The organism is Arthrobacter sp. Soil761 (genome assembly GCF_001428325.1).
In the GTDB taxonomy this organism is placed as follows: Bacteria; Actinomycetota; Actinomycetes; order Actinomycetales; family Micrococcaceae; genus Arthrobacter.
Genome location: NZ_LMSF01000012.1, coordinates 478,932 through 496,573 on the forward strand (window position 1 = coordinate 478,932; position 17,642 = coordinate 496,573).

The following is a 17,642-nucleotide window of genomic DNA, read 5'->3' on the forward strand; positions in this document are numbered from 1 at the left end:
TTCCGGGACCTGGTTACTTCTGTGTCTGCGACAGTCGTGTCCAAAACGTGTCCAATCCTTGGTTGACCCGGGTAACGTCTTCCGGCGTTCCCATAAGTTCGAATCGATAGAGGTGGGGTACGTGGCATTTGGCGGCGATGATGTCCCCGGCCATGCAGTAGTTGTCCCCGAAGTTTGTGTTTCCGGCGCCAATCACGCCGCGGATCAGTTTCCTGTTCTGCGGGTTGTTGAGGAACCGGATGACCTGCTTGGGAACGGACCCCTCTCCCCCGGTGCCACCGTAGGTGGGCACCACCAGCACGAATGGCCGGGTAGCGAGGAGGGGTGCGTCCTTTGGATAGAGCGGGATCCGGGCAACCTCACGGCCAAGCTTCGCGACGAAGCGGCTGGTGTTCTCGGATGCTGAGGAAAAGTAGATGAGCTGGCTGCCGGTGCGGACCGGTTCAGCCTGGTCCTGCGGCCCGGCCGGCGGGGACACCTCCACGCGCTGAGCCGCGTGGATGGGAACAACCTGGTGAATTGGTAAGGCCTCGCGGTCATGCTGTGCTGCTGGTGCTGCCACGTGAGTCACCTCAGCTGGTTGCTGGTTGCCGGCAGGAGAAGCGGAACTCCTAAGCCACGGAGGAAACGGCGGAAAGTGCGAGTTCCTCGATCTTGTCGGGGCGGAAGCCGGACCAGTGGTCCTGGTCGGTGACCACAACGGGAGCCTGCATGTAGCCAAGTGCCTTCAGTCGCTCGAGTGCCTCGGCGTCCTGGGAGATGTCAACGCTCTGGTAGGTGATGCCCTTCTTGTCGAGCGCGCGGTAGGTGGCGTTGCACTGAACACAAGCAGGCTTCGTGTAAACCGTTACGGTCATTGTCCCTGTCCCCTTAGTTGAAATCTTGCCGGCCCGGTGTCCCCGTCCAGCTGTATGTAGATACTACATGTAGTGCAGACGCCTCTTTGGAACCCCAAGATGATGTATTACAAGTATGTCATTTAATGCACCGTTAATCCACAGGCAGGGGCGGGAAAAATGCCCGGAATCGCGGGTTTTTTGCGGGCTGGGTCCACACCCTGTGGAGTACTTAGCCACATTTAAAGGACCGCGTGTCGCACGGCTGCGGCGTGTCGCGCCCTGTTTCCTTCCGCATGAAAAGGGTCCGTGACCACTACATGTAGTGGTCACGGACCCGGGTTCCGCTCCCTGCGGCGAAGGTGTGTCCAGCTTGCCCGGGGTTTCCTACCGCTTGGCGGAGTTGAGGTTGGCGATGGCGGTGGACAACGCCGTGGCGAAGCCGCACCACGCCGCGTAGGGAGCCAGCGATACCCCGGCCGCACGGTTCAGCCGATAGGTGCGGCGCACCAGATCGGCGCTGCTGGCGGCGAGCAGGGCGGCCTCGGCCGCCGCAAGCCAGGGCCTGCGTGAGCGCCAGAAGAACCAGCTCCACGATGCATTGAGGACCAGGTTGGCAGCCAATGCACCCCGGTAGGTGCGGAGCTCCCGGCGGGAGCCCTTGCCACCCGGGTCGGATGTGCCGGCCGGGGTGGCAGCAGCCCGGTCCAGTTCAGCAGCCCGGTCCAGTGCGACGGCGGACGTCACCGCGAGGTCTGCATACAGGGCCGTCCACACCAGCGGGAAGGCGATGGCCGGCGGCTGCCAGTCCGGCTTGCGCAGCCGCAGGTACCAGCTGCCCTGCGGATCCGTGGCCACTCCGCCCGCGGCGGCTGTGGCGGCCGTCGCCGCCGTCGTCCATGCCACTGTCTTCAGTTTCATGCCTGAACCCCCGATTCCCCTTGCTTCTGCCGAATGCTATAGCTGCGCCTCCCGGCGGTCCAGCACGATCTGCTGGACATCCAGGTAACCGGACTGGAAACCGGCGCGCGAGTAGCAGAGGTAGAACAGCCACATCCGCTGGAACACTGCATCGAAGCCGAGCTCCCCCACTTCCCGGGACCGGGAAAGGAACCGTTCCTCCCACAGCCGCAAGGTGGCGGCATAGTGGTCACCCATCCCCATGCGCTCCCTTACCCGAAGGGTGGTGTGCTGCTGGGTCACGCTCTCGATGGCACGGACGGACGGCAGGAACCCGCCGGGGAAGATGTACTTGTGCACCCAGGTGTAGGCGTTGCGGGTGGCCAGCATGCGGCCGTGCGGCATGGTGATGGCCTGGATGGCCACCTTTCCGCCGGGTGCCAGCACGCGGTCGATGGTCTGGAAATAAATGGGCCAGTACTCGTACCCCACGGCCTCGATCATTTCCACCGAGACCACGGCGTCGTACTCGCCTTCCACCGCCCGGTAGTCCTGCAGGGCAACGGTCACGCGGTCCGCGAATCCGGCATCCTCAATGCGTTCCTGCGCCAGCGCCTGCTGCTCGCTGGACAGCGTGACGCTGTAGACCGTGGCGCCGCGGGCGGCGGCACGCAGGGCAAGCTCGCCCCAGCCGGTGCCGATTTCCAGCAGCCGCGTCCCCTCGCCCACGCCGGCCTTGTCCAGCAGCCGGTCGATCTTGGCCCGCTGGGCCTCGGCCAGGAACTCCCATGCAACGGTGGACAGCGGACCCGCCTTCTCCGGGAACAATGCCGAGGAGTAGCTCATGGTGGAATCCAGAAAGTTGAAGAACAGGTCGTTGGACAGGTCGTAGTGCCGGGAGATGTTGCTGCGGGTGTTTTGTTCGGCGTTGCGTTCCTGGCGGGGTGTCCGGGGCAGGTACAGCGAGCGCAGCTTCTGCAGCGGCATGGGGATCAGCGTGTCCACGGAGGCCGCGAAGACTTCGAGCAGCGCGGCGAGGTCCGAGGCTTCCCAGTCGCCGGCCATGAAGGATTCGCCCAGACCGATCAGGCCGTTGTCGCCGATCCGTGCCTCGAAGGCGTCGGGCCGCAGCATGGTCATCACGGGGGCCTCCGGACCGCCCGTTCCGAGCACGGACCCGTCCGGATATTCGACGCGGAGCGGCAGCCGCTTGACCGCACCCCTGAACAGCAGGCCGGCTGTCCTGCCGGCCAGTCCGGCTTTCATGCCCGACGGCGGTTGGGCAACACCTGGCCACAGGTCGGGATTGATGATGGCGGGCGACGCCGGCACCCCGGTTGCGCCCCAGGCTGCGGGCACGTGTCCGGCGGATGGTCCGCCGGCCTTGCCTTCGACACGGCCTGCGGTGGTGCCGTTATCGTCCGTCATGGTCATTGAACTGCCTCCTGTGAAGTGTGGGGTGGTCTGGCAACGACGGGCAGGTGTCTTGCCCAGAGTTTAATGCCCTGTATCCGGATCAGGGCGGATACCAGCAGCGGCGCGGCAGGCACCGCGAAAGCCGCCGCCAGGATGTTCGGAACGGTGGCGGGGCGGCGCCGTCCGTCCATGGTGGCCACGAAGGGCCGGTGCCCCTCCCGCTCCAGGATGATTGATACGGCAAGCCTGTCCCCCGGGGCCGGGAGCTTCATCCGGTACTCGCCGTCGACGTCGTTGAAGGGTGACACGTAGAACGCCTTCGGCACCGAGGCCCGCCCGGAGGGATCGGTTCGCAGCAGGTAGCAGTGCCGCTCCCCGTAGGTGTTGTGGACTTCGGCCACCACGCACTGCAGTTCCCCGGTGGAGCGGTAGCACCAGAACAGGGTGAGCGGGTTGAAGACGTAGCCAAAAACCCTGGCACTGGTGAGCATGTGGATGGGTCCGCCGTCGGGCTCCACCCCCTGGGTGCGCAGGTAGCGCTCCACGTTGGCCCGAATGCTTGCGCCGGGATCGCCCAGGTGGTCTCCGGCGCGGAACACTGCCAGCGGCCGGAGCAGGAACGGCAGGCGCGGCATGTGGTCCAGGTCCACGAACCAGCTGTAGCTGCGGTAGGTGAACGCATTCTTCAAGGGGCTGCGCCGGACATGGGAGATGGACGTGCGGAAAATCGAGGCGTCCATGGTCATGCCCGTTCCGTGGACAGCAGTTCCCGCTCCCCCTCGCCGGAGGAGTTGCCCGGTTCATCCGCGCGGGCCTCCGGCCAGGTGCGGCCCAGTTTCTCGGCCGCCCGCACCCCGGAGAGGGCACCGTCCTCATGGAAGCCCCAGCCAAGGTAGGCCCCGGCGTAGGCGATCCGGTTGTTGCTCAGCGCGGCGATGGCCTGCTGGGCCTGGAGGGATTCCGGCGTGTATTGCGGATGTTCGTACACCATGCGCTCCAGCACGGCGGTGCCGGCAATCAGTTCCGACTCCCCCAGGCTCACCAGGTACGGCTTTCCGTCCACGGGATGCAGCCGCTGCAGCCGGGTCAGGTCGTAGCTCACCAGAACCTTGTCGGGTCGCGCGTCGCACGCCGGGAGCCGGTAGTTCCACGACGCCCTGGCGTTGTCCGCGGCAGGCAGGACTGCCGGGTCCCGGTGGAACACGGTGTGGTTCACCGAATACGGCATCCCGCCCAGCGCTTCCTTCTCTTCCGGTGTGGCGTCGGACAGGAACCGGAGAGCCTGCGCGGGATGGGTGGCGACCACGACGGCGTCAAACTCTTCCGGCCCGCCGGCCGTTGCGAGCTCCACGCCGTCGGGCACGCGCCGGATGGCAGTGACGGGCGTGTTGAGCCGGACGTCGGCCAGCGTGGCGGCGAGCTTTTCCACGTACCGGGCAGAGCCGCCGGTGACGGTGCGCCACTGCGGCGAACCCTTGATCCCCAGCATGCCGTGGTGGCCCAGGAACGTGAAGAGGTACCGCACGGGGTAGGCAAGGGCGGTGGTGGGGTCGCAGGACCAGACTGCACTGACCACGGGGGTCATGAAATGGGAGATGAAGTAAGGGCTGAACTTCTCCCGTTCCAGGAACGCGCCAAGTGTCAGTTCCGGCACCGGCACCTCGCCGCTGACGGCCGACGGCGGCGCGGTCCTGAGCAACTCCCTCGCCTTCCGGTAGAAACGGGTCACCTCCAGCAGCATCAGCAGGTAGCGGCCGCGGAGCAGGCTGGAGGGTTTGGCGATGATGCCGCGGGCGCCGTCCCGTGCCCCCGCGTATTCCAGCCCGCAGCCGTCGCAGCGGATTGACATGCTCATCTCGGAGTCCTGGGTCTCGACGCCGAGTTCGGCGAACAACCGCAGCAGTGTGGGATAGGTCCGTTCGTTGTGCACGATGAACCCGGTGTCCACCCCGATGACGCTGCCGTCGGGCTGCGGCATGTCGTGGGTGTGGGCATGGCCTCCCAGCCGTGAGTCCGCCTCGAACAGGGTGACGTCGTCCTGCCTGTTCAGCACGTAGGCGGCCGTCAATCCGGCCACGCCGCTGCCGATCACGGCGACGCGCCGCCGCCCGCCTGGACTTCCTGCTGGGTTAGGTGACAATTCATGCTCCTCTGCTGAACATTTGCCGCTGGGCTGCGTATACAACTGGCTATTCGGTGCCGTGCCGGCTGTGGATGGGTGAAGTACTGTGGGCTGGTGTTAAACCCGGTGCACCTGAAGACCCTCCTTGAAGTCACGCGGCTGGGATCGTTTGCTGCCGCAGCGGCAACGCTCGGCTACACGGCCTCCGCCGTGTCCCAGCAGATGTCGGCTTTGGAGCGGGAAACGGGCACCATCCTGTTCCAGCGTTCGGCGCGCGCCGTGATTCCTACGGAAGCCGCCGTCGTCATGACGCGGCACGCCGCAAAGGTGCTCACGGATATCGAGGCACTGATGGCCGCCGCCTCCAGGACCCAGGCCACGGAAAGCCAGGAACTGCGGCTGGGGATCTTCCCCAGCCTGGCCACGTATGTCCTGCCGCGGATCCTGAAGAACCCGGCGTGGAAGAAACTTGGGATCGACCTGCGGGTGTCCGTGGCTGAACCCGGCCAAACCATCCAGGGGCTGCGTACCGGCGGCGACCTGGACCTGGCCGTGGTGTTCCAGGTGGGCCAGACCGGCTTCGCCTGGCCCAACACCATCAACAGGCAATGGATTGGCGACGACGATTTCCGGGTGGTGCTGCCTGCCGGCTGGGGTTTCCGGGCCGACGCGAAGGTCGCGGCCGACCACCTCTCGGAGATGCCGTGGATCATGCACCATCCCGGCACCAGTGACGCCATGGTGATCGAGCGTCTGTTTGCCGGCTGCAACCTGCACCCCAGGGTGGTGGCGCACAGTGACGATTTCCATGCCAGCCTGGAGATGGCCGCCGCAGGACTGGGAGCCGCTTTGGTTCCGGAACTCGCGCTCCGGAACAAGCCGGCAGGCGTTGTGGTGCTGGACGTCCCGGAGATCCGGCTGGCCCGGAACGTGTTTGCGCTGCTGATCAATGACCGGAAGACGGCACGGGTGCAGCTTTTCGTTGACCTCCTGGCCGAAACCCTTGCCGGGATGCGCACGGCAGTGAATTAGGGCAGAACGCTGGAATGGTCTGCCCTTCGGGTCTATGTTGAGAATATGAACAAGGTAGCGAGCCAGCACTTTGGGGAGATCGAGCTCAACCACGGCATGGATCATCTCTTTGCCGCCAAACATGAGCTGCGTGGCCACCCGCTGGAACTCGACCTGAACATCAACGCCCACGACAACTTCGATGAAGCCGCGCTCCGCAAGGTCGAGTACCGGCTGCGCTTCCTGCCGGAACTGGTGGACGAGGTCCGCGAGATGATCGCTGAGGAACTTGAGCAGGAGGGCACCAGTCCGCAGGAGTATCTGCACTTCCACTGCAACGCCCTCAAAGACGAGCACCTGCACAAGGTGTTCGGTGTCCAGGACCGCAGCCAGCTCACCAACGAGGTCTTCCTCAAGGCCCTCAAACTTGGCCATGTGGGCATTTACCCCGGCCAGCCCGAGCGCTACTTTGTCCTGGATTTCACCCTGGGCGAGCACTTCACGGACGAGGTCCTGGTGGCGTCCGCCGACCAGGACGGCGTGGTGGACGACGAGATCGTCTGGGAGTCCTAGGCCGTCGACCGGTCGACAGCGCCCGGGCACCAAGGAGGGTGGGCGGCCATGGATGTGGTTGATGACAGGCGTGGCATCTGGCGGCTGGCTTCGTCGCTGCTCCTCGCCGGCGTGCTTGTTTCGATTCTCGCCGGCATCCTGCATGCTGAGTCCCACGACGCCAACGACCACGTGGCGTCCTTCACCGCCTATGCGAACAGCGGAATCTGGACCGCCGTGCACCTGGGCCAGTTCGTGGGAATGGCGCTGGTGGGGGCCGGACTTGTTACGTTGGGCACCGCGCTCGGCGTCCAGCGCCGCCCGTTGGCCTGGGCCGCACGGTTTGGTGCTCTGTCCGCCGCTGCTGCAGTTGTGCTCTACGCCGCCCTGCAGGCAGTTGACGGGGTGGCCCTGAAACAGGCGGTGGACGCGTGGGCTGCTGCCCCGGACCCGGAAAAGGCGCCCCGTTTTGCCACAGCTGAAGGCATCCGCTGGCTGGAATGGGGAATGCGCAGCTACCAGAGCATCCTGCTGGGTGCCGCCTTGGTACTGGTTGGTGTTGCTGTGGCCGCAGCCCGCCACGCCTCCCGGATTGTTGGCTACCTCATGGCGCTGTCCGGGCTGGCGTATGCGGCGCAGGGGTGGATCATCGGGGAATCCGGATTTTCGGCAGCCAATTCGTTGCCCACGCTGGTGGGCATTGTGGCCATTGTTGTGGCGGCCGTGTGGCTGGCCGTCAGCGGGTGGCGGACGACGCAGACGACGGCGGCCGGCCACCTGGGGTGACCGGCCGCGGTTGCGTCGTTTCCCGTCTTACTTGGCCGCCTCCAGCAGGCCGGCCCGGACCGTCTGCGTGGCCTTGACCAGGTTGCGCAGGGACTCTTCGGTCTCGGCGTAGCCCCGGGTCTTCAGGCCGCAGTCCGGGTTGACCCACAGCTGGCGGGACGGAACGTGCTTGACGGCGGTGGCCAGCAGCTCGGTGACTTCCTGCTCGCCCGGAACACGCGGCGAGTGGATGTCGTAGACGCCCGGGCCCACACCGCGGCCGAAGCCGTGCGACTCGAGGTCGTGGACAACCTCCATCCTGGAGCGCGCAGCCTCGATGGAGGTGACGTCCGCGTCCAGCCCGTCGATCGCGTCGATGATCACGCCGAACTCGGAGTAGCAGAGATGGGTGTGGATCTGCGTGGAGTCGGCGGCGCCGGCGGTGGCCAGGCGGAAGGAGTCAACAGACCACTTCAAGTAATCCGCCTGGTCCGCCCTGCGCAGCGGGAGCAGTTCGCGCAGGGCGGGCTCGTCCACCTGGATGACCTTGATGCCGGCAGCTTCCAGGTCGGCGATTTCGTCGCGCAGGGCCAGGCCAACCTGGTTGGCGGTCTCGCCGAGGGGCTGGTCGTCGCGGACGAAGGACCAGGCCAGGATGGTGACGGGGCCGGTGAGCATGCCCTTCATCGGCTTGCTGGTCAGGGACTGGGCGTACTTGGCCCACTCAACGGTGATGGGGGCGCTGCGGGTGACGTCGCCCCAGAGGATGGACGGACGCGTGCAGCGTGAACCGTAGGACTGCACCCAGCCGTGGACGGTGACATCGAAGCCCTCGAGGTTCTCGGCGAAGTACTGGACCATGTCGTTGCGCTCCGGTTCGCCGTGCACCAGGACGTCGTAGCCGAGCTCTTCCTGCAGCTCCACCACACGCTTGATTTCGTCCTTCATCAGCTGCGCGTACTGGTCGTCGGTGAGCTCACCCTTGTTGTTCCGGGCGCGCGCCGACCTGATGTCCGAGGTCTGGGGGAAGGAGCCGATGGTGGTGGTGGGCAGGGGCGGCAGGTGCAGTGCTTCCTCCTGCGCCGCTTCACGGACCGCATAGTCGGAGCGGGTGAAGTCGGCTGCGGTCAGTGCCTCGGTGCGGGCCCGGACGTCAGCGCGGTGGACGCCCTCTGCGGAAGCGCGGGAAGCGATCACGGCGGTTGCCTGGTCAATGGCGGCCTTGGCGGAAGCGGGGTCGGCCAGGTAGGACGCGAGGGTTTTGACCTCCACGGCCTTCTGGTCCGAGAACGCCAGCCAGCTGCGGAGCTGCTGGGAGAGCTGTGTCTCCTCCTCGACGTCATGGGGAACGTGCTGGGTGGAGGTGGACGTGGAAACGGTGACCCTGCCGGCAGCTGCCGTCAGTTCATCCAGCTTGGCAGCCGAAGCGGCGAGGTCGTTGCGCCAGATGTTGTGGCCGTCCACGACGCCGGCAACCAGGGTTTTGTTGCCCAGCGCGGCGAGTGCCGCTGCGGAGGGGACGGCGCCCTTGAAGACATCGATATGCAGGGCGTCGATGTTGGTGGCGGCGAGGGTCCCAAGCTGTCCGTCGAGGGAACCGTATGGGGTGGAGACGAGGATCTGCGGGCGGTTGGCCGCAGCGGTGAGGACCTCGTAGGCGCGGGCCACGGCTGCTTCGATTTCGACGGCCGGGGTGTCCTGGTCAACAACGAGTGCGGGCTCGTCGAGCTGGATCCAGCCGGCGCCTGCTTCGGCGAGCTTTTCGAGCAGCTGCACGTAGACGGGCAGGATGTCTTCGAGGCGGGACAGCGGCGCGAAGCCGGCGGGGGCGTCGTCGGAAGCTTTGGACAGCAGCAGGTAGGTGACCGGGCCCACGATGTAGGGGCGGGTCTCGATGCCGTTGGCCAGCGCGAAGGCGAACTCGTCAACCTTGGCGGTGGACGCAAGGGTGAACTTGGTCTCCGGGCCGATCTCCGGAACCAGGTAGTGGTAGTTGGTGTCGAACCACTTGGTCATCTCCAGCGGCTGCTGTTCCTTGTTGCCACGGGCCAGCGTGAAGTAGCCGTCGATGTCCAGCTGGCCCCCGGCGTTGAGGAGCTTGCCGAACCGGGCCGGTACCGCGCCAAGGTGCGCGGTGGTGTCCAGGACCTGGTCGTAGTAGGAGAACGTGCCCGGGACCGCGGCGGCTTCGGTGAGGCCCAGTTCCTGCAGGCGTTTGGCGATGCTGAGCTGGATGTCCTTGGCGGCGGCGTCCAGGGCGCCGGCGTCGATCCTGCCGGCCCAGTAGGCCTCAACGGCCTTCTTCAGTTCGCGGCGGCGGCCGATCCGCGGGTAGCCGAGGAGTGAAGCTGCCGGAAACGGCGTGCGGGCGGTGTTCTGTTCAGTCATGGGGTTACTCCTGATGTCGAGGGCGTGCGCGGATGAACGCAGCACGGATGAACGCGGCGTGTACGAACGCTGCGTGGGTGAAGGAAAGCTGGTGAGGTGGGCGCCGGTCAGCTGGCGAGCTGGCTGCGGGCGATCGATTCGCGGCGGGTGCCGGGACGGCTGCGCCGCGGCAGGGCCAGCTTGTCCAGCACTTCCAAGGCACTCTGGTGCTCGTTGAAGGTGTAGATGTGGATGCCGGGTGCACCCGCATCAAGGGCGGCGTTGGCCAGGTCAACGGTGGCGTCGACACCAATGTGGAGGCGTTCGAGGTCGGAGTCCGCTGCGGCCAGGCGGGCCATCAGTTCCGGGGCGGGTTCCACGCCCGTCAGCTGGCCCAGCCGGTTCAACCGGCGGAGGCTGGTCAGCGGCATGACGCCCGGGATGATCGGGATGGTCACCCCGGCACGGCGGGCCCGGGTGAGGAGGTCGGCGTACTGCCTGGTCTCGAAGAACACCTGGGTGATGGCGAAATCCGCGCCGGACCGCTGCTTGGCAAGCAGCACCTCGACGTCGTGCTCCTCGCTGGGCGACTCCGGATGCCGGGTTGGGTATGCCGCCACGCCCACTGCGATCTTTCCTGCGCACAGCAGGGCCGACCGGCGCTGCTCCACGCGGCGGATGAGTTCGATCAGGTCCTGGGCGTACCGGAGCGAGCCCGTGGCCGGGGCGCTGGCGTCCTTGGGAAGGTCTCCGCGGAGGGCGAGGATGCCCCGAACCCCGGTGTCCAGCAGTTCGCCGACGATCGCGGCAAGTTCCTGCGGCGTGTTGCCCACGCAGGTGAGGTGGGCCAGCGGCCGCAGCGTGGTTTCCAGCAGGAGCCGGTTGATGAGTTCGACGGCGGTGTCCCGGTTGGATCCGCTGGCGCCGTACGTGACGGACACGTAGTCCGGTTCAGTGGCTTCCAACTCGCGGATGGTGGTCCAGAGCGTCTCCGCTGCCGCGGGAGAGCGCGGCGGGAACAGCTCATAGGAAAGCGCCACCGGAGCGGTGTCGGAGAGGTTGGGATGTGCGTCAATCAGGCTTGGTGGTGACATTTGCGTCCTTGGCTTTGGGCCATTGGGGTTCCCTGCCACGAAACAGGACAGGAAACCGGCAATGAATTTGAGTTTGGGGAACACGGAGGGACTCCACGAGGACGCAGCCGCGACTGTTACGCCTTGAATGAAGTAGTCCGTGAGCAAATGTCAGGCCCACATGGGGGCACCCACACCCTCCGGAACGGAGGATCGCTGACACGTTACCGCGGTAACTTGTCTATGACTCTATGGGGCCGGGCGGGGCCGGGACAAGTCGGGGCCGAATTAAGACGCACTTTTACGGGCTGTTTCCTGCGGCGGCAGAATTTTCTTCGCCTGGCGGGGTTCCTACCAAGGGCGGTCCGGCGCCGTGCCAGTGCCGCTGTCCAGGTATTCTTCCCGTTCGCGCCCGCTGTTCCGCTCCCGCTGGGCCTGCCGTGAATTCTCCTGGAGCCGGTCCAGCTGGCTTTGCTGTGCAGCCGCTGACCCGTCCTGCGGGGATTCATTTCCCGGCGCATCCTCCGGGTCCTCCGGCCGTCCGGCGGCGCCAAGCTTTCCTTCCAGCCGTTCCCGCGCTTCGGCCAACCTCCTGTCCGCTCCTGCTGCCGCGTCCGGGGACAGGCAGCCTTCCGGTGCCTGCCCGGCGGTTGCCAGTGCTTCGTTGAAAAGCGGAACGGCCGACGACGGGTCCCCGGCCTGGAGCCGCTGGTCGCCCAGGCGTTCGGTCACCAGGACAAGGTTCACCAGGACCAGGCATTCATCGCCGGCTCCGTCCGGGACCAGTCCCAGCGCCTGTTCGAACAGGGCCTTCGCCTCCCCATAGTCACCTGCCAGCACCGCGGCGTCACCGGCAGCGAACGGCGCCTTGTGCGGTTCCACCAGGTTGGCCAGGCCAAGGCCCTCTGCTGCGGAATCCACGGCGGGCGCATTCCCTGCCGCAAAACCGGTCGCGGCACGGTCCGCAAGAACATTGAGGCTCAGGAGTTTGGCGGCGACGCACAGCAGCAGCATTACGGGCACCGCCGACCAGAGGAGCAGGCGTTTCCTGCGGGCCCTGGCAGTCACCGGTCCCCTCCGCTGCGGCGCATGCGGGGCAACCCGCACAGCTGCCGGACGATGCCCACCGCCTCCGGCAGGGCCAGCAGGAAGGCGCCGGCGGCGAAGATCCAGTACAGCTCGGCTGCGGCCGCCGTCGGGCCGTCTCCATCCGCACGTTCCACCCTGCCGGGGCGTGCCTGCTGCATCATGTCCCCCACGGGATCGCCGGCGGCGCGGTGGACGTAGGGCACGCCGAGCTGGCCGGCGATGGTCCGCAGCCTCCCCTCGTCGATGACCGACAGTGCGTCTCCGCTGGTGCCGGCGCGGTTGTCCTGGACATACGTGCCGCCGTCGTCCTCCTGCCCTGAGTTGTCCTGTCCTTTGTTCTCCTGTCCGGTGATCTTCTGTCCGCTGTTCTCCTTCATCCGGCCGCCCGCCGCCGTCCCGTAGCCCAGCACCGCTCCCCCGGCCACCAGGCCGCCGTCGAATGTCATTGCCCCGGGTTCCCTGCCGCTGGTCTGTTCGCCGTCGCCCAGGTAATACACCAGCCGGGGCCGGCCCGGATGGCCGTCCCTGGCGGCGGCCAATTGCTCTGCGAGCACCTGCCTCGCCGCGGTGATGCTGCTGCCTTTGGCGTACGCAGTCACCTGGGGTTCCAGGACATCCGTGATGGTCTCGAGTGCCAGCGTATCCGTGCTGAGGGGCATGCGGACGTGGGCGGTGGTGTCGAACGTGATGACTGAAAAGCGGGCGCCGGGCAACTGCCCGGCGATGGCCATGATGTCCTTCCGGACGCCTTCCAGCCGCGGGCTGCCGTTGCCGTAGTCCTCGGCCACCATGCTGGTGGTGGTGTCCACCACGAAGAACACGTTGAGGTCGGCGGCGGCAGCCTGGACCGATCCGCCGGGCAGGCCGGGCCGCAGGGCGGCTGCCATGACCAGCAGCACCACGGCGCCCCGCCGCAGCCACCCCCTGCTGCCGCGGCGGCCCCGCTGCAGCCGCCACAGGACTGCGCACAGGGCCAGGGCGGACAACAGCCCAGCAGCCAGCGGCAGGTCAGGTACCTCCGAGAACACAGCACGCGGCGCGCCCTGGATGGCCGCCGTTTCAGTTCTCTCCACGGCGGTGACTATTCCGGCCACGGCAGCAGGGCTGTCCAGGGCGTAATACGAGCCGCCCGTGGACTCCGCTGCCGCCCGGAGCTGGGCACCGGGCTGGCCGGTCCCGCTGCCATAGTCCAGGTCCCCCGGGTTCAGCGCGTGGACGTGCACCGATCGGTCCTTGGCCAGCCGCGCCGCCTGGTCCAGGGTCATGATCGGTTCACCGGAGAGCAAGTTGTCCGTGGCCAGCACCACCGACCGCGAGCGCCGGGGAGCGTTGCTTCCCGCAGCGTCGGAGCCGGGAAAGCTGTTGATGCACGATGCCAGGCCGTCGCCTATCAGTGACGAACCCCTGCCGCTCCATGTGCCGTCGAAGAATCCGGAGCTGCCCTGCTTGCCGTCGAACGCGTCCCTCGCGAGGTGGAGCTGCTCCTGGGCGTAGTGGTAGTCGTCGGTCAGTGGAAAGACCTGGATGGCGGTGCTGTCAAAGATGGTCAGGCCGATCCGTTCACCGTCGAACTCCCGTGCCAGGCCGGCAAAGACGTCCGCCACTGCCGCGTCGGCACTGCTCATCGATCCGGAGGTGTCCAGGCAGAGCATGATGTCGCGGTTGTGCTGCTCCGGACGGAGGGTGGACACGTCAAGGGGGCGGGCCGCCGCAACCGCAGTGGAAACCAGCAGCACGCCGCAGGCGGCACCGGCCAGGACCAGCCACCGCCGGTGCCGGCGAAGGGCTGCCTGGTATTCGGGCAGCGCGGTCAGCCTGTCGGCGTGGGCAACCGGCCGCCGTCGTCCGTTGGACAACCGGTTGCTGCGCAAGGCAGCCCATACCGCCGCTCCTGCGGCAGCGGCCGCAACCGGCAGCAGCCACCAGAACATCAGCTCCACGAGCGCACCGCCGCCGAAGCTTTTGCTGCGGACACGCTCACGGACTGCAGCGGACCGGGGCCGAATTCAGCGGGGTACAGAGCTTGGACGACGTCGGCCGCCGCCGGGAGCGGGTGGCGCGCCAAATCGTGGTGCGTCATCCTGGTGGCGTCCACTCCGGTTGCATCGCGGACGAACCCGCGCAGCAGCAGGCTGAGCTGCTGGTGCGCTCCGCGTGCCTCGAGATGCCCGGCCGCCGCTGCCTCCTCCACCTCGTTGATGCGCTGAAGGTAGGCGGCTTTGAGGGCCGGCAGGTCGGTCAGGGCGGACCTGCCGGGCGCGGAGCTGCGCCGCGCTGAGCGTTCCGCCTTGCGGGTGGAGGCAAACACGTAGGCGTACCACCCGGAAACCAGTGCCAGGAGCGCTGCGCCGCACCACAGCCAGGCGGGGCTGTACTGCAGCGGGCCATAGAATCCGGGATCAGCCTGCACGCCGGTGCCTCTCCAGCAGGGCGAAGAGACCCGTGATGACGTCTCCGCTGCCTGCCACCTCCCCCTCAGTAATCCCCGCGGCCCGGAGCATGGCCCTGCGCGCCGCGTCGCGCTCTGCGGTGGCCCTGGTGTAAGCGGCCTTCACCGCGGCGGACGCAGCAGGCTGCCATGGCAGCAGGGCGGAATCGGCCACGCTGCAGTAGTCCACCTCCGCGCTTGGAACCTGACCGGTCAGGGGATATGGTGCCAGGTCTGCGTCCCTGACGGTCAGCCAGAGGATCTCGTGCTGGGCGCGCAGCCTGCGGAGGAGTTGGGCCATGGCATCGTCTGCGGCAATCTCGTCCGCGACGACGAACAGCAGGTGGCGTCCCTTGATGGTGCGCGCCGTGTACTCGAGCTGTTCCTGGATCCGGCTGGGCGCCGCGTCGAGGCTCGTGTGGGAGTCCACGTGCCCCAGCAGCCGCTCCAGGTGGGCCTCGCCGCCCTTTGCGGGCAGGGAACGCGTGGCCGTTGAATCACCGCAGACGAGCCCCACCAGGTCCCCGTGCCGGTGGGCCAGGTAGCCAAGGACCCCCAGGGCGAGCACGGCAATGTCCTTCTTCGCCTCCCCTGACCGGGCCTCCGCCGCCATGTTGCGCCCGGTATCGGTGACCAGGAGGACAGTCTGCCGGCGGACGGCGGCGTAGCGCCTGATCAGGGGTGAGCCGTGGCGCGCGGTGGCCTTCCAGTCAATGTCGCGCACTTCGTCCCCGGGCACATAGCCGCGCAGGTCATCGAAGTCCAGGCTGCGGCCCTTGAACACCGAACCGTATTCGCCGTCGAGCATGCCGCGGGCTTTGCGGTGGGCGAAGATGGCCATCTTCGATTTCACCCGCTGGAGGAGGCCGGCCATAGGGGTTCAGGGAGTCTGGACAGCGGCGACGACCGCGTCGATTACCGATTCCACCGGAACCTGTTGGGCCACCGCGTCAAAGTTCAGGATCAGGCGGTGCCGCAGCACCCGATGGGCCAGCGCCTTGACGTCCTCGGGAATGACGTGGTCGCGGCCGTTCAGCAGTGCCACGGCGCGGGCGGCCTGGCTGAAGGCGATGCTCGCACGGGGGCTGGCGCCGAACTCGATGAACCCGGCGAGCCGGGCGTCAATGTACTGGGCCGCGTTCCGTGTCACGTACACCAGGCCCACAATGTAGTTGATCACCGCCGGGTCAATGTAGATGCGCCTGGTCAGTTCCTGGATCTCCAGGATGGCATCAAGGGAAGCGGCCGCCGCCGGTTTCTGTTCCGGCGTGAAGACGCCGGCGTCGATCCGGGCGATGATCTGCGCCTCTTCCGCAGGACTGGGGTAGTCCAGGACGTCCTTGAGCATGAAGCGGTCCATCTGGGCCTCGGGCAGCTGGTATGTACCCTCGTGCTCGATGGGGTTCTGCGTTGCCAGGACCAGGAACGGCGACGGGAGGCGGTAGTCCTGGCCGCCGATGGACGTCTGGCGTTCCTGCATCGCCTCCAGCATGGCGCTTTGGGTTTTGGCGCTGGACCGGTTGATTTCATCGAGCAGGACGATGTTGGCGTGGACCGGCCCCAGCTGGGTGCGGAACGTTCCCTTGGCGGCGTCGTAGATCTGGGTTCCCACAATGTCGCTGGGCAGCAGGTCCGGGGTGCACTGGATCCGGCGGAATTCGGCGCTGACGGCTTCGGCCAGCGTTTGGGCCGCAGTGGTTTTGGCCAGTCCCGGTACGCTCTCAAGCAGGATGTGGCCGCCGGTCAGCAGGCCCACCAGCAGCGATTCCCGCAGCCGGGACTGGCCCACCACCTTGGCATCGAAACTGCGTGCGACGCCGGCGGCCACCCGCTGCGCCCTGGCCAGCTCCGCAGGCTGGATTCTTGCGGGCACGCTGGTCGAAAGCACTGGATCTCCCCCTGAAGACGGTGATGGGCGCGCGGTCCGGAAGGCCGTGTCCCGCCCGCCATCCTATCCAAGCCCGGCGCCCGGAACCCGGCAATGGGCACCCCTCCCCATGCGGGGTCTGCAGGTCTATCCTTTTGCCATGATCGAGCTTCCAGCCACCTACAAGGAATACCTCGCCGACAAGAGCCAGATGTTCATCGATACGGTCCGGCCTGTCCTGATGCAGTCTGCGGCGGAAAAGCTGCACGGTGTCCGGGTGGTGTACAACCCGGGCTCCACCGGGCACCAGGCCCACCTCGACGACACCCTGCCGTTCGGCGTGGTCTTTGAGGACATCGACTAACCCCTGACTGCGCCCGCAAGGGCCAGCGAGTTGCCGGAGCCGCGTGCCACGAAGACGTAGAGGGCCAGGACCGGGACCGAATAGAGGATCGAGAATGCGGCCAGCTGGCCGTAGGCCACTGCCCCGTGCTGGCCGAAGAAGCTGAAGATCGACACTGCCGCCGGCTGCCGGCCCTCGGACAGCAGGAGTACGAACGGAACGAAGAAGTTCCCCCAAGCCTGGATGAACACAAAGATGAACACCACACCCAGGCCCGGGCGCATGAGCGGAAGCACGATCGATCGCAGGGCGGCCAGCCTGGAGGCGCCGTCCACCCAGGCCGCCTCCTCCAGGGCCAGAGGCACGGCGTCCATGAAGTTCCTGGTCATCCAGATCGCCATCGGCAGGCTGGTGGCGGCCAGGAAAAGCACCGTGGCGGGCAGGGAATCCAGCAGGTGCAGCTGCACGAACAGTCCGTAGACCGGCACCATGATGGCGGTAACGGGAAGGCAGGTGCCAAACAGGATGCCGTACAGGAACGGCTTGTTGAACCTGGACTGGTAGCGGGAGAGCGGGTACGCCGCAAGCACGGCCGCCGCCAGGGTAACCGTTCCGGTCCCCGCGGACAGCAGCAGGCTGTTCCACAGCGGACGAAACAGCAGTTCGGGGGTCAGGACGGCAGCAAAATTGTCCAGGCCGGGCTGCTGCGGAACCCTGGTGCCGTGTCCGGCGGCCGGATCCACGGAACCGAACACCAGCCACAACAACGGCAGCAGGAAGCAGGCGCCAATCAGCACCAGGACCGCGTCCGCCCACGCGTTGCCCCGGGTACGGCCGCGCCTGGGCTGCACTCGGCGTGGACGGCTGGGGCTG

18 protein-coding genes are annotated in these 17,642 nt (G+C 66.9%); 4 read left to right on the forward strand and 14 right to left on the reverse strand.

Going from position 1 to position 17,642, the window contains the following annotated elements; all coding sequences use genetic code 11:
- Positions 1-13 precede the first annotated feature (13 nt).
- From nrdI to ASG79_RS10355, 6 genes are all read right to left on the reverse strand, one after another.
- Complete coding sequence (gene nrdI / locus ASG79_RS10330) at positions 14-484, reverse strand: class Ib ribonucleoside-diphosphate reductase assembly flavoprotein NrdI (RefSeq protein WP_056390622.1); 471 nt, start codon at positions 482-484, stop codon at positions 14-16.
- Positions 485-611: 127 nt separating this feature from the next.
- A complete protein-coding gene (gene nrdH, locus ASG79_RS10335; RefSeq protein WP_013601222.1) occupies positions 612-857 on the reverse strand; it encodes a glutaredoxin-like protein NrdH in 246 nt (81 codons plus the stop codon).
- 366 nt (positions 858-1,223) lie between these two features.
- On the reverse strand, positions 1,224-1,757 hold the full coding sequence (locus ASG79_RS10340; protein ID WP_056390624.1) for a TspO/MBR family protein: 534 nt from the start codon (positions 1,755-1,757) through the stop codon (positions 1,224-1,226).
- 36 nt (positions 1,758-1,793) lie between these two features.
- Entirely contained in the window at positions 1,794-3,170 is a 1,377-nt protein-coding gene (locus ASG79_RS10345) for a class I SAM-dependent methyltransferase (protein WP_200953160.1), read from the reverse strand.
- Positions 3,167-3,898, reverse strand: coding sequence for a DUF1365 domain-containing protein (locus ASG79_RS10350; RefSeq protein WP_056390628.1), 732 nt, complete (start codon positions 3,896-3,898; stop codon positions 3,167-3,169). The genes ASG79_RS10345 and ASG79_RS10350 overlap by 4 nt, the downstream gene beginning before the upstream one ends.
- Entirely contained in the window at positions 3,895-5,292 is a 1,398-nt protein-coding gene (locus tag ASG79_RS10355) for an NAD(P)/FAD-dependent oxidoreductase (RefSeq protein WP_026265794.1), read from the reverse strand. Before ASG79_RS10355 ends, ASG79_RS10350 begins: the two co-directional genes overlap by 4 nt.
- A gap of 96 nt (positions 5,293-5,388) precedes the next feature.
- Here ASG79_RS10355 and ASG79_RS10360 point away from each other — a divergent pair, with 96 nt between their 5' ends.
- From ASG79_RS10360 to ASG79_RS10370, 3 genes are read left to right on the forward strand one after another with little or no spacing between them, the layout of a single operon-like run.
- Entirely contained in the window at positions 5,389-6,306 is a 918-nt protein-coding gene (locus ASG79_RS10360) for a LysR family transcriptional regulator (protein ID WP_026265795.1), read from the forward strand.
- Between the two features lie 45 nt (positions 6,307-6,351).
- Entirely contained in the window at positions 6,352-6,858 is a 507-nt protein-coding gene (locus ASG79_RS10365) for a DUF2004 domain-containing protein (RefSeq protein ID WP_018769437.1), read from the forward strand.
- Positions 6,859-6,906: 48 nt separating this feature from the next.
- Positions 6,907-7,623: a hypothetical protein gene (locus ASG79_RS10370; RefSeq protein WP_018769438.1), complete on the forward strand. Its 717-nt coding sequence runs from the start codon at positions 6,907-6,909 to the stop codon at positions 7,621-7,623.
- Positions 7,624-7,650: 27 nt separating this feature from the next.
- Here ASG79_RS10370 and metE read toward each other — a convergent pair whose 3' ends face one another.
- From metE to ASG79_RS10405, 7 genes are all read right to left on the reverse strand, one after another.
- Positions 7,651-9,990: a 5-methyltetrahydropteroyltriglutamate--homocysteine S-methyltransferase gene (gene metE / locus ASG79_RS10375; RefSeq protein ID WP_056390631.1), complete on the reverse strand. Its 2,340-nt coding sequence runs from the start codon at positions 9,988-9,990 to the stop codon at positions 7,651-7,653.
- A 107-nt stretch (positions 9,991-10,097) separates the two neighbouring features.
- On the reverse strand, positions 10,098-11,063 hold the full coding sequence (locus ASG79_RS10380; protein ID WP_018769440.1) for a methylenetetrahydrofolate reductase: 966 nt from the start codon (positions 11,061-11,063) through the stop codon (positions 10,098-10,100).
- Between the two features lie 330 nt (positions 11,064-11,393).
- The gene (locus ASG79_RS10385) at positions 11,394-12,110 is read right to left on the reverse strand and encodes a hypothetical protein (protein WP_321165884.1); all 717 of its coding nucleotides are present in this window, start codon (positions 12,108-12,110) and stop codon (positions 11,394-11,396) included.
- Complete coding sequence (locus tag ASG79_RS10390) at positions 12,107-14,062, reverse strand: vWA domain-containing protein (protein WP_056390635.1); 1,956 nt, start codon at positions 14,060-14,062, stop codon at positions 12,107-12,109. The genes ASG79_RS10385 and ASG79_RS10390 overlap by 4 nt, the downstream gene beginning before the upstream one ends.
- The gene (locus ASG79_RS10395; RefSeq protein ID WP_056390638.1) at positions 14,062-14,541 is read right to left on the reverse strand and encodes a hypothetical protein; all 480 of its coding nucleotides are present in this window, start codon (positions 14,539-14,541) and stop codon (positions 14,062-14,064) included. The genes ASG79_RS10390 and ASG79_RS10395 overlap by 1 nt, the downstream gene beginning before the upstream one ends.
- Positions 14,531-15,433 (reverse strand): DUF58 domain-containing protein, encoded by a 903-nt coding sequence (locus ASG79_RS10400; RefSeq protein ID WP_018769444.1) that lies wholly within the window; start codon positions 15,431-15,433, stop codon positions 14,531-14,533. Before ASG79_RS10400 ends, ASG79_RS10395 begins: the two co-directional genes overlap by 11 nt.
- Positions 15,434-15,439: 6 nt before the next feature.
- Positions 15,440-16,447 (reverse strand): AAA family ATPase, encoded by a 1,008-nt coding sequence (locus ASG79_RS10405; RefSeq protein ID WP_018769445.1) that lies wholly within the window; start codon positions 16,445-16,447, stop codon positions 15,440-15,442.
- Between the two features lie 109 nt (positions 16,448-16,556).
- On the opposite strand from ASG79_RS10405, the gene ASG79_RS10410 reads away from it, so the two are divergent.
- A complete protein-coding gene (locus ASG79_RS10410) occupies positions 16,557-16,790 on the forward strand; it encodes a hypothetical protein (RefSeq protein ID WP_018769446.1) in 234 nt (77 codons plus the stop codon).
- On the opposite strand, the gene ASG79_RS10415 is transcribed toward ASG79_RS10410, so the two are convergent.
- Complete coding sequence (locus ASG79_RS10415) at positions 16,787-17,620, reverse strand: carbohydrate ABC transporter permease (RefSeq protein WP_018769447.1); 834 nt, start codon at positions 17,618-17,620, stop codon at positions 16,787-16,789. The genes ASG79_RS10410 and ASG79_RS10415 overlap by 4 nt on opposite strands.
- Positions 17,621-17,642: the final 22 nt, after the last annotated feature.